13 protein-coding genes and 1 tRNA gene are annotated in these 11751 nt (G+C 33.6%); 8 read left to right on the top strand and 6 right to left on the bottom strand.

What is annotated here, in order from left to right:
* Positions 1 to 297: 297 nt before the first annotated feature.
* Positions 298 to 1161 (top strand): transglutaminase domain-containing protein, encoded by an 864-nt coding sequence (locus QZU83_RS05750; RefSeq protein WP_295610392.1) that lies wholly within the window; start codon positions 298 to 300, stop codon positions 1159 to 1161.
* 165 nt (positions 1162 to 1326) lie between these two features.
* On the opposite strand, the gene QZU83_RS10790 is transcribed toward QZU83_RS05750, so the two are convergent.
* Positions 1327 to 1653, bottom strand: coding sequence for a histone family protein (locus QZU83_RS10790; protein WP_394347112.1), 327 nt, complete (start codon positions 1651 to 1653; stop codon positions 1327 to 1329).
* Positions 1654 to 2179: 526 nt separating this feature from the next.
* On the opposite strand from QZU83_RS10790, the gene QZU83_RS05740 reads away from it, so the two are divergent.
* Positions 2180 to 2809, top strand: coding sequence for a DUF1847 domain-containing protein (locus QZU83_RS05740; RefSeq protein WP_295610391.1), 630 nt, complete (start codon positions 2180 to 2182; stop codon positions 2807 to 2809).
* Between the two features lie 49 nt (positions 2810 to 2858).
* Here the strand turns inward: QZU83_RS05740 and QZU83_RS05735 are convergent, their stop codons facing one another.
* Together QZU83_RS05735 and QZU83_RS05730 are read right to left on the bottom strand one after the other, a co-directional pair.
* Complete coding sequence (locus QZU83_RS05735) at positions 2859 to 3038, bottom strand: 4Fe-4S binding protein (protein ID WP_295610390.1); 180 nt, start codon at positions 3036 to 3038, stop codon at positions 2859 to 2861.
* Positions 3039 to 3056: 18 nt separating this feature from the next.
* Entirely contained in the window at positions 3057 to 3584 is a 528-nt protein-coding gene (locus QZU83_RS05730; protein WP_295610388.1) for a DUF134 domain-containing protein, read from the bottom strand.
* Between the two features lie 329 nt (positions 3585 to 3913).
* Here QZU83_RS05730 and QZU83_RS05725 point away from each other — a divergent pair.
* Together QZU83_RS05725 and QZU83_RS05720 are read left to right on the top strand one after the other, a co-directional pair.
* A tRNA-Gln gene (locus QZU83_RS05725) sits at positions 3914 to 3985 on the top strand.
* 707 nt (positions 3986 to 4692) lie between these two features.
* Positions 4693 to 5043: a carboxymuconolactone decarboxylase family protein gene (locus QZU83_RS05720; RefSeq protein ID WP_295610387.1), complete on the top strand. Its 351-nt coding sequence runs from the start codon at positions 4693 to 4695 to the stop codon at positions 5041 to 5043.
* Positions 5044 to 5165: 122 nt separating this feature from the next.
* Here the strand turns inward: QZU83_RS05720 and QZU83_RS05715 are convergent, their stop codons facing one another.
* Positions 5166 to 5900, bottom strand: a complete 735-nt coding sequence (locus tag QZU83_RS05715; protein ID WP_295610385.1) for a CPBP family intramembrane glutamic endopeptidase — start codon at positions 5898 to 5900, stop codon at positions 5166 to 5168.
* 344 nt (positions 5901 to 6244) lie between these two features.
* On the opposite strand from QZU83_RS05715, the gene QZU83_RS05710 reads away from it, so the two are divergent.
* The 4 genes from QZU83_RS05710 (at position 6245) to QZU83_RS05695 (ending at position 10276) form a co-directional block, all read left to right on the top strand.
* A complete protein-coding gene (locus QZU83_RS05710; RefSeq protein ID WP_295610384.1) occupies positions 6245 to 6511 on the top strand; it encodes a DUF6110 family protein in 267 nt (88 codons plus the stop codon).
* Positions 6512 to 6533: 22 nt separating this feature from the next.
* On the top strand, positions 6534 to 8672 hold the full coding sequence (locus tag QZU83_RS05705) for a heavy metal translocating P-type ATPase (protein WP_295610382.1): 2139 nt from the start codon (positions 6534 to 6536) through the stop codon (positions 8670 to 8672).
* A gap of 93 nt (positions 8673 to 8765) precedes the next feature.
* Positions 8766 to 9515, top strand: coding sequence for an ABC transporter permease (locus QZU83_RS05700; RefSeq protein ID WP_295610381.1), 750 nt, complete (start codon positions 8766 to 8768; stop codon positions 9513 to 9515).
* Positions 9516 to 9523: 8 nt separating this feature from the next.
* Complete coding sequence (locus tag QZU83_RS05695; protein ID WP_295610379.1) at positions 9524 to 10276, top strand: ABC transporter ATP-binding protein; 753 nt, start codon at positions 9524 to 9526, stop codon at positions 10274 to 10276.
* Positions 10277 to 10334: 58 nt separating this feature from the next.
* Here QZU83_RS05695 and thiD read toward each other — a convergent pair whose 3' ends face one another.
* Together thiD and cofC are read right to left on the bottom strand one after the other, a co-directional pair.
* Positions 10335 to 11069 carry a bifunctional hydroxymethylpyrimidine kinase/phosphomethylpyrimidine kinase gene (gene thiD, locus QZU83_RS05690; RefSeq protein WP_295610378.1) on the bottom strand — a complete coding sequence of 245 codons (735 nt, stop codon included), beginning with the start codon at positions 11067 to 11069 and terminating at the stop codon, positions 10335 to 10337.
* Complete coding sequence (cofC, locus tag QZU83_RS05685) at positions 11070 to 11744, bottom strand: 2-phospho-L-lactate guanylyltransferase (RefSeq protein ID WP_295610377.1); 675 nt, start codon at positions 11742 to 11744, stop codon at positions 11070 to 11072.
* Positions 11745 to 11751 lie beyond the last annotated feature (7 nt).

The raw sequence follows: 11751 nt of genomic DNA, 5'->3' as shown, positions 1-11751 counted from the left end.
CTGGTTCAACGGGGATAGCCTGAAAAAATACTTAAATTAACCATTATTAAGTGAAAAAAATTCAGGAATCCCCATCCTCTATAGGATGGGGTGGTTCAATAGTTTATGTGTTTTTCAATTTTTTCATTGCCGTTTATTGTGGGGGTGTCTTTGCTATTTAAAGTTTTTCAGAGAGAATTTGGGTTATCCCCCTACTTTTTTTCTCAATTTGAGCCGAACTTATAGAATTCTTGCATTTTGATATAATTTATCCCTTTTTGAGTTTATTTTATTAACAATAAGCAATAAATATTATTATTGGGGGAGATAATTATTAAAAAATTGTTTATTTTAATATGTTTAATCTTTATTTCTATCGGCTGTGTATCTGCAAATGATAATAATACTGAAATAGGAAATTTTACAGAATTAACCACTCAATTAAATGATTCTAATGAATCATTAACTCTTGATAAAGATTATTCAGATTATAATAATACATTTAATATCTCTAAATCATTTACTATTGATGGTAATAACCATTCTATTAGTTTAAATAATAATTCGTTTTTTAAAATCAATGAAAATAATTTATCAATTACTTTTAAAAATATCATTTTTAAAGATAATTTTTTTATAACTTGTGATAATGAATCAAACATTACTTCTTTTAATTTAACGTTAATTAACTGTTATTTACAATCTGAGTGTACTAATGCTATTGAAGTTCACAGTTATGGTCATGATTGGGGTTATGGTTATAGTTGTCATGTAACTGGGAAAATCAAAAAATTGGCTTTTAAAATTATTGGCAAATCTAAAGGTTTGGCAGCTGCTAAAAAATTAACGTTATGGGTTCGTAAAAATATTAAAAAGGAAAGAAATGCAGGTTTTTATCAAAAGCCATCTGTAACTCTTAAACGTAAAGCAGGTAATTGTTGTTGTAAGGCGGAATTGTTATTGCAGATGATGGATGCTATTGGTCTTAGAAAAAATCATAAACTCTATTTTATTCATGTCGGAAATAAAATGTATCGTCATAGGCATTTCTTTGCCAAAATTGATAATATATGTGTTGATCCTAATTTAAAAAGGCCATGGGGACATGGTCATTTTTATAGTACTCATGCGGATATTATTCCCTATCCGATTTTACCCCTTCCGTATGGAGATTATCGTTAAAACTTGCAGGATATACTTATTTCAATTCTGATTATATTTTAAAACTGAATATTTTCAGAGGAATATACAAAAATAGTTAAAAATAAAAAATAGCTAATTAATCTTAAAAAATAAAAAAATTTGCAAGAAAAACTTGCAAATTACAATATCTTAACGTGTTCATTCTCATTTTTTTTCCATTTTCTTAAATGATTTAATGATGTCTTCAATGCCTTTTCCTTCAGATGCAGCATCAAATACGTCTTTGATTACGTCTAAAATATTGTGTTTTTCTTCAGGAGATTCAGCTTTTGGACTGTCAATAGCTAAAGCAATATCTTCTGCTTTTACTGTTTTTCTTTTTGCATATTTTGCATAGGTTACTGCTTTTTTAGAGACATCTTCTGCGTAATCTTCTAAGTATTCAGCTAATGCATCAACAGCATCAGCACTTACTCTTTCCGCGCCAGCTTCTTGAATAATCCTTTTTACAGGAGCTTTAGGGATTGCCATGTTTTTCACCTCCATTATAAGTGTATATATTATTATATCATTAATGCAATATTAAAACTTTGCCTTTTTATGTGTAAATTTACTTAATTTTGATACAATAAAAAAAGAATAGCTTAAAAGATATTTAAAAAAATTAGGCCATTTCAATATTTTTGTTTATTATCAAATTCCAATATAACAATCATAAGTAGTGAATATTTTCAGTTGAAATATTTAAAAAAAGTAAAAGTTTAAAGAAAGGGAGTTTAATTACCTCTAATTTAATTATATATTAGGAAAATTAGTATTTAATTAAGAATTAACTTAAAATATATTTATTTGAATATTGAATAATTAGTTATAAGATAATATATAATTACATTGATTATCTTCCAGATGCATGTCGGTTATGCAAGGTTCAAAAGGTAAGATTTGGATGGTAAAAAAATACTGTCCATAAACGAAAATATTACTGGAAGGTAAGAATATGCTTGATTTCTTATTGGGTGATGAAATTTAAGGAAAAATAATCACTGGGGGAAATATCATGAAAAAATACTCCTGCACCAGTTGCAGAATTATAAACTGCAAACACCAGGACGGACAATATCCTAAATTCTGTCCAACAAGAGAATTAACAAATGATGAGATAATTGAAATCGAAAAACTGTACAATGAAGACAACAACAAAGAGATATCACGGATATCTGCAGAGATAGAAGAAGAGTTCTACTGCAAATACACAAGAGTGGAAGAAATCATAGAGTTTGCAAAAAGACTAAAAATGAATAAAATAGGAATAGCCGCATGCGTGGGACTGATGGAGGAAAGCAGTACATTTGCAAAAATCCTTGAAAAACACAACTTTGAAGTATATTCCGTCGCATGCAAAGTTGGATCAATGAAAAAAACAGAAATAACTGGGTTGGATGAAGAAAAAACAACCATAACCGGGAATGTAATGTGCAACCCGATTCTTCAGGCAGAAATACTCAACAATGAAAAAACAGAGCTTAATGTAGTAATGGGATTATGTGTCGGTCATGACAGCCTGTTTTATAAGTATTCTGAAGCTCTGTGTACAACACTTGTTACAAAAGATAAGGTACTCGCACACAATCCGGTAGGTGCATTATATCAGACAAACACATATTACAAGAAGTTAATGAATGATTAATGTGTTAATAAGTCAGTTAAAATAGATAAAAAAGGAATGATTTGAAGTTTCATTCGATTGTGATGCACTCGTTGGGACATATGTCTACACAGGTTTCGCAGTAACTGCATTCATCTGGTTCATTGATGGTTAATTTGCCGTCTTTAAGAATCAGGACTTCCATGGGGCAGACGTCTGTGCAGTCTCCGCAATCATCACATTTGTTGGTGTCTATTGTAATTTCAGCCATTATAATCATCTCTTATTTTTAAATATTGCATAATCCTCTTCCCTGTAGTGGTGAACCGCATTCAGGGCAGGTTTTTGTTCTGCATGGAATGCCTCTAATCTTTGGCTCTGTGTAACCGCAATTAGGGCAACTGCATGTGTCATTTGACATTTGATTTCTTCTATTGTTTGTGTTTAATTTGCGAATGTTTGTTGATTTGCAATCAGGACACTCTTCGTATTCTTTTTCTGGATTTGACCATTGAAAACCACAGTCTTCGCATAAGTATTTGTTCGGATCAATCATTGTATCACCTTTTACAACAACTATTGGTCGACCTTCAATTAAAGAGGTAGCCAGTTTATGTCTTGCAGAATTCAGTATTCTGTGAAAAGTTGACTGTGAAATTCCCATGAATTCAGCGGCCTCAGTTTGCTTTATATCATGATAGTCTTTAAATCGGATAGCTTCAAACTCGTCTACTGATATTTCAATCGGTTTTCGATTCCTGTTCAACTCATGTTTGTGACATGTAACTACTCTTCTTCTTCTTTTAGGCCTTACCATAATATTCTCCCCAAATGTATCTTCAGGTATTATGAATATATATTCATAACTACTATATAAATGTTGTTGCCATAGGATTGCAGAATCAGAAGGTATGGTGATGCATCTATCTTTGATATAATTATTAGCTGTTGCTGTGATTTAAATCAAAAGTAAGTTCAAAGCTATGGCTTTAATGAAACATTCTAACATTAACGGCACTGATATTATAGAATGTTAGTCCAACAAAAAACTATATAAATTCACTAATTTAATATATATTTGGAGATTAAGTATTTAATTAAGAATTTACTTAAAATATATTTATTCAAATGTTTTATTATTCTCATAGTCCCGTAGGGTAGCGGCAATCCTTCTGGGCCCTGGACCCAGAGACAGCGGTTCGACTCCGCTCGGGACTACTTAATTATCCAGTTATTTTTATTTTTCATTTTGTTTTTCTACATGCACTAACTTTTTTTAGCACATGTTATATATGTTATATCTTAATAATACGTGCTACAATTAATATTATAATTTGAGACAGACAATAATCCTAATTCAGCTTGAAAAACCACTAATTGAAATTTAAAGTATTAATTAAATATTATAGGAGAAGAGCTGTATGAAAACTCATGTGATAGTTGTATAATTTTGTTCTTGCTATACTGCTTTTTTTTAGAACTCTGATAATTAAATATTTATATTTAATTTAAAAAAGTAAAATAATATATTGTTGTTGCTTTCCAATAGGAGTTAATCCTTTGATGAATTGATTTACTTTATATATAATTTCTTTCATAATAATTCATTAAGAGTTTAAAGTCAATTTTCAGGTACTTAAATTCTAAATTTTGAATAATTGGATTAATTCAATGTCTACCTACTCAAGCATGTTTCATGTTGTGGGCATTGTTTTTTTCTTTTACTAATTTTAAATTATTTAAATCTCTTTTAAAAATTTTTTTATAATTTATTGTTAATTAATTTGTATTCGAAGTGTGGATTTTTCCTGAGATAGTTGGGCCACATCCCCACTTGATATTTGTTAATTAAAAAGTAGCTATTAATTATATATAACTTAAAAATTAAATCATTAATTAATTAAAATTATTTTGAGGAGAGTTGTATGAAAGGCGATGTATATTATGGTAAAGGTATAAGAGAGTTAAAAGATAGTCATCAGGACTTATTTGAATTAGTATCTAACATTAACGACACAGTATGGGATGGTAAAGTCTTAGATTATAAAACTCAAAAATTAATTGCTATTGGTATCACCGCTTCCCGTGCAGATCCAAGGGCTACCAAAAAACAGATGAGAAGTGCTATTGAAGTGTTGGGCATTACTAAAGAAGAGATTGTTGATGTTTTGAGGGTTGTATTGTTAACCTCAGGTATGCCTGCATTTTCCAAATCACTTCAAATATTAAACAGTGTCACTGAAGCTATTGAAGAGGAAAGGGAAGATAAGGCTTAAGGTCTTCTGCTGTTTGCGGAAAGGTTTGAAAAACAATTGTTTTTCATCTTTTTTTTATTATTTTTTTAAGTTTTCACCATCAATTTTAACCATTTCAATAGGACTTTACTTTTCTATTTTTTTTACCGCAATAATGAATATAGAATTATTAAAACATAAAACAGAATAAATAGAATCATTCCAGGATTTAATAGGCTGGTTTTCAATGGATGTTTTATGACAATCTGTTTTTTGCTTCCGTTGAATTTGCCTTTTTTATAGCTTAGCAGTCCAAGCAGTCCAACAAATAATGCTGCAAGCATCATCAGGACATAAATGACTATAATCGCCAGATCCATTGTTGCGTAAGTATTTGAAGTAAATGCCTGAACGCTTTGAACCACAAACAGGCTGACTACTGATCCCATCAGATTTACAATGATGTGCAGTATTATTGTATAAATTATTTTTCCGGTTCTTATATAAACATATGCAAAAAATCCTCCGAGCAGGAATGCATAAAAGAATTGGCTGAGGTTTCCGTGGAAAAATCCGAAAATAACTGCGGAGAGAATGATTGAAACTCTGGCGCCATATTTTATTGTTCTGTCTATTAGGAATTTTCTGAAAAATATTTCCTCAAATATCGGTCCGAGTACGCTGATTAGTATCATGTTTAGCCAGATGTCTGTTGAGCCAATCAGAGTCTGAACTGGATTTGTGATTTCCGTGTGGAACAGGCTGCCGATTGCTGATGTTATTGCAAGTCCAACCATGTTTCCAATCCACATTAACGTAAATGTAATTGATAAATAAAGCAGGAATTTTTTCAGGCTTAAACTTTCCTTTTCCATTTCCTGTTTTTCAATTTTTCTCATTAGGTAGAATAATACAGGAAACGGTAGAATATAATTGCATATAGCTGAAACAATTGTTATAGCATTGAAATTGTTTAATATATTGTGATTTGTAAAGCCGAGGATATTTATCACTATTATCTGTATTATTAATGATGCAACTCCAAACATCAGATAGTTAAATCCTATTTTTGAGAAAAATTTTTTATGGATATTCAATGTTTCACCTTGTAATCAGTATTTCATTTTTCTTACTATTTATTTATATCCTTTAAAGTTTAGGTTATCCTAAAATTTAAATATTAGGTAAACCTAAATATTAATTGCTGAGCTATTTATTTTAATAACTATGGGAGAGTAGAAAAATGGGATATGAAGATTTTTTAGATAAATGTGCTGAGCACAAACATGCACTGATTTTTGCAGCAGGAATTGCAACTGCTATCGTTGGTAAAAAAGTACTGGAATCCAAAACAGTAAAAGATGCCGCTACTCAGGGAGTGGCAGGTGTAATGTCTGTCAGAAGAGACGCTGAAGAAACATTTCAGGACATAAGGGAAAATGCTGAAGAAATAGTTATTGATGCTCACGAAGAAGATAAAAAAGAAATCTACGTAGAAGCCAAAGATTAATTTTTATTTTAGGTTCAAAAAAATGAAATATCAAGTAATGTATGATAACGGAACTCGTTTGAGAGTACGTTCAGGCCAATGGGCTTTTACAAAAGAGGAAGGCTATGGTCTAGCTTCATTACTTTTAAATCAAAGTTTCATCCACGAGGTATATACTTCCCACAGAAACGGAAGTATAACAGTTTACTATGATGGGGATATTGAAAGCAAGCAAAAGATTTTTGATATCCTGAAAAGCATCACAATTGATGATTTGTTTGAAGCTGAAGCAACACAAATTCAAGTTTCAAAAGAAATAACAAATGATTTCTATTTGAAATTATCTAAAATGATTTTCAATAGAATCAGTTACAGACTATTTTTACCGATGCCACTTAGAAATGCACTGACAATTTATCATGCTGCAAAATATATTTGGCAGGGTCTGGATAGCTTAACTGCCTTCAGATGTGATGTTGCACTCCTTGATGGAGCGGCAGTTGCCGGTGCATTGCTGCATAAGCAATACAAACCGGCAAGTTCCATGATGTTCTTATTGTCAATCTCCGATGCATTGGAAGACTACACAATACAAAAGGCCAAAAGTACTCTAAAAGACAGTCTGGCTTTAAATATTGATACTGTATGGGTAGTAGGAGAGAACGGTGAGGAAAAACAGTGTCCTGCTGTCGATATCAATAAGGGAGACAAAATCAAAATCCATATGGGTGACGTGATACCTGTTGATGGAAAAGTAATTGAAGGAGATGGAATGGTTAATGAAGCTTCAATGACTGGAGAACCATTGGCCGTTCACAAGAAGCCTGGTAAAACAGTGCATGCCGGCACTGTTGTTGAAGAAGGAAACATTATCGTTGAAGTTTATTCAATGAATAAAGAGACAAGACTAAACAAGATCATTGATTTGATTGAAAATTCAGAAGAGCTGAAGGCAGATACTCAAAGTAAGGCTGAAAAGCTCGCAGATTCAATTGTTCCATACAGTTTTCTTGCAACTGCGCTGACATATCTGATTACAAGAAACCCTACAAAGGCATTGTCTGTTCTGATGGTTGATTTTTCATGTGCAATCAAACTGACAACCCCATTGTCGATTATTTCTGCAATGCGCGAAGCATCAGACAACAGAATGATGGTTAAGGGTGGAAAATTCCTTGAAAACTATGCAAATGCAGACACTATCGTATTTGATAAGACCGGAACTCTGACAAATGCTGCTCCAAAGGTTGTTGATGTCATTCCAATGTCCAGAAGATACAAACGTAACGACATTTTGAGAATGGCTGCCTGCATTGAAGAGCATTTTGCACACAGTATTGCAACGGCTATTGTAAAGCAGGCTAAAGAAGAAGGTCTCAAACATGAAGAGGACCACAGTGAAGTCAAATATATTGTGGCTCATGGAATTGTAACCGAATATGAAGGAAAACGTGCAGTGATAGGTTCCAAACACTTTTTATTCGATGATGAGAAGGTTAAAGTAACCAAAACTCAGGAGAAAAAAATAGAAAAGAATGCCAAAGAGCACTCTGTAGTTTACCTTGCAATTGATGGAAAGCTTGAAGGAATAATCTGCATCGATGATCCTGTACGTGAGGAAGCGAAATACGTTATCGAAGAGCTTAAGCAGTTGGGCATTGAAAATGTCATTATGCTTACTGGAGACAGTGAAAGCGGTGCTAAAGCAGGTGCTAAAGCTCTTGGAATTACCGAATACAGATCTCAAGTGCTTCCTGAAGACAAGTCAAGAATTGTTGAGGAACTTCAAGCGGAAGGAAAAACCGTAATAATGGTTGGTGATGGAATAAACGATTCACCTGCACTGGCCGCCGCAGACGTAGCCGTATCCATGAAAAACTCATCTGATATCGCACGTGAAGTGGCTGATATATCACTACTGTCTGATGATTTGCATGACCTTGTAACACTTAGAAAGCTAAGTGTTGGAATGTTGGACAAAATCAACAGTAACTACCGTAATATTGTAGCGGTCAATGGTTCACTTCTTGTTTTGGGTGTATTGGGCGTTATTCCACCATCAACTTCCTCAATGATACACAATTTCTCCACAATGCTGTTTGGAGTAATGAGTACCAAGTCTGTTTTAAAAGATGGGGAATATAACAGCACTATTGAAGTTGAAGCTAGTGAAGTAGCTTAAACTTCACTTTATTTTTTTTCAATTTATTTTTTAAAGTTTTTATACTAGTTTAACCTAACTATTAATGTATAAAATTTTTAGTTAAGTGATGAAATGTTTGATAATTACAAGAACAAATTTGTTCCATTAATCGTACCAATAATTTTAATATTTTTTTGGTATCTGATAACTAATGGTTTAGGATTATTTTCTTCATATATCCTGCCGGGACCGCTTGATGTGATAAATTCTGCTTGGGTGGTTATTGAAAACGGAAAACTTTTAACAAACACTATTGATACCTTATTTAAAGTGTTTGCGGGTTTAATCTGTGCATCTGTTGTAGCAATTCCATGTGGAATTTTGCTCGGATGGTATAAGACCCTTGAAGATTTGTGTACTTTTGTAATCAGTGTCTTAAGGCCGATTCCTCCTGTCGCATGGATTCCATTTTCAATTTTATGGTTTGGTATCGGTACTTTTCCTGCTGTGTTCATTATATTCATGGGATGTGTATTTCCTATTTTGGTTTATACCATCGATGGTGTTAAAAGAACCGATAAGGTTTTGGTCGAATCCGCTCAAACCTTGGGAGCAAACGACTGGAACGTATTGAAACGTGTTGTTGTTCCGTCTGCCGTCCCGTATATTGTTTCAGGTTTAAAAGTCGGTATCGGTATTGCTTTAATGTGTACAATTTCAGCGGAAATGATTGGTTCAAGCAGTGGTTTAGGTTATATGATTTTGACTGCAACAAACTTGTTCGATACAGGTACTACAGTTGTAGGTATGCTGGTAATCGGTTTGATTGGACTTGCTTTTGACTTTGTATTTACAAAAGCTCAAGATAGGATTTTCTGGTAGGTGTTAATGTGTCAATTGAAGTTAAAAATATTAATAAATCCTTTGAAGGAAAAAAATCAGATAAATTATCTGTATTGGAGAACATTAATGTCCATATTGATGATGGGGAGTTGGTGTGTCTTTTAGGACCTTCAGGATGTGGAAAAACTACACTTTTGAGATTAATAGCCGGTCTCGATAACCCTACTTCAGGCGAGATAGTTGCAAATGGTGAAGTCGTTAAAAACCCATCCGGTGACCGTGCGGTTATTTTCCAGCAGTACTCATTATTCCCTTGGCTGACTGTATTGCAGAATGTTACTTTCGGTTTGGAGATGACCAATAAGGGAAACAAGGCGGAAAATATTGCGGCCGCAGAAAGATACTTGACAAGTGTTGGATTAATTGACTTTAAGGATAGCTATCCTCATGAACTTTCAGGTGGTATGAAGCAAAGGGTTGCAATTATCAGATCTTTGCTTAATCATTCACCAATCTTGTTGATGGATGAACCGTTTTCTGCATTGGATATGCAAAATAGGCACAAGCTTCAGGAGCAGCTCATAGGGGTTTGGAAAAGATTTGAAAACACAATCGTTTTTGTAACCCACGATGTTGATGAAGCCGTATTTCTGGCCGATAAGATTGTAATCATGGATAGGAATCCCGGAAGAATTGCAGAAATCATTGAAGTTGATATTGAAAGGCCAAGAAAAAGAGAATCAAAGGAATTCATAAAACTTCAGGAATCCATCGTTGACAAATTGGATATGGAAGAATAATAGTTTTCGCTATTATCATCCTTTACTTTTTTTAAAATTAGATTTTAGAGCATTATAGTTAAATTTTAGCTATCAATGTTCCATAATTTCCATTTTTTATTCCCTCATAAACATAATCAAGGGATTTTACAATGCTTGTTTTTAAGTCGTTGCCTTTAGCCAAATGAGCAACAATCGCTGATGATAGGTTACAGCCAGTACCGTGCAGATTTTCAGTTTCAATCAGCTCCTGCTTTATTGTTGTAACATTGCCGTTAATGTTGATGGTGTTGATGCCGTCCAGATGGCCGCCGGTAATTATGCTGTTGCATCTGATTTTTTCACAGGCTTTGATTGCATCTTCTTTTGTGTTGATACTAATGCCTGATAGTTTTTCAGCTTCACTGACATTTGGTGTTGTCAGAATGGAATGTGGAAGCAAATATTTGTTGAATGCATCCGCTATGTCTTCTTTAGTCAAATTGCCGCCGGAAGTTGCAACCATTACGGGATCAACCACAGCTTTTAGGCGGTACTCCTTAACCTTTTTGGAAACAAGTTCTATAATTTCCGGTGAGTACAGCATTCCGGTTTTAATAAATTCAACTTCATATGAATCCATGACTGAATCAATCTGCTCTTCAATATATTCAGGCGAAACAGGCATTGTTGAAAAGAATTTATATGGGTTTTGAGCGGTAAGTGCAGTAACAATGCCGCATCCGTAAACGCCGATGGCCTGAAATGTCTTCAAATCAGCGAAAACTCCTGCACCTCCTGAAGGGTCAACGCCTGCTATGCTCATTACAATCATCTAATCAGCTCTGGTAACTTTAAGTCTTTCAGATCCACGGTATGACTCGACACTGACTTTAAGCTCTTTTAAGTATTGTTTTGTATGTGTATTATCACCATGAAGCAGGATTTCACCCAAATCTTCAGTTGTATTGACGTCCAATGCCATGAAAAATGAATCGTGAACTTGAGGATTTAGCTTTTTCTTTTCGGCAACCTGAACATGCTTTTTGTAGCTGAATCCTTCAAATTGGGTGCGGATTGCCATAGGTTTCATTATAATCATATTTGTTCCGCCTCCTTTTGATGGAACGATGATGAAATCCAGGTTTTTCCCTGCATCAATTAGCATCTTGATGTTTGTTTTTCCAATAAGGGGGATGTCTGAGGGAACGATAAGGATTTTCCTTGTCTTTCCCTTGCATAATTTCATTGCCTGTGTCAGGGCCTTGTTCAGATTGGAATTTTCGTTTTCCAGAATGGTGTTAACATTTAAGCTTTCAGCATAGTTTAATATGTCTTCATCACGGCTTATGATAAAGATTTTGTCCACATATTTCTTTAGAGTGTCGGTTACATCATGAAGCATTGCCTTTAAGAGTTTTTCCCTTTCTTCTTCTGATAAAAATGGAGAAAGTCTGGTTTTTGCATTTTTGAATGTGGTAACTGGAATTATCGCGTATATGTTATCCATTTTAATC

It is taken from the genome of uncultured Methanobrevibacter sp. (assembly GCF_902771435.1).
Taxonomy (GTDB): Archaea; Methanobacteriota; Methanobacteria; order Methanobacteriales; family Methanobacteriaceae; genus Methanocatella.
This window is presented reverse-complemented; position numbering and strand designations above follow the sequence as displayed.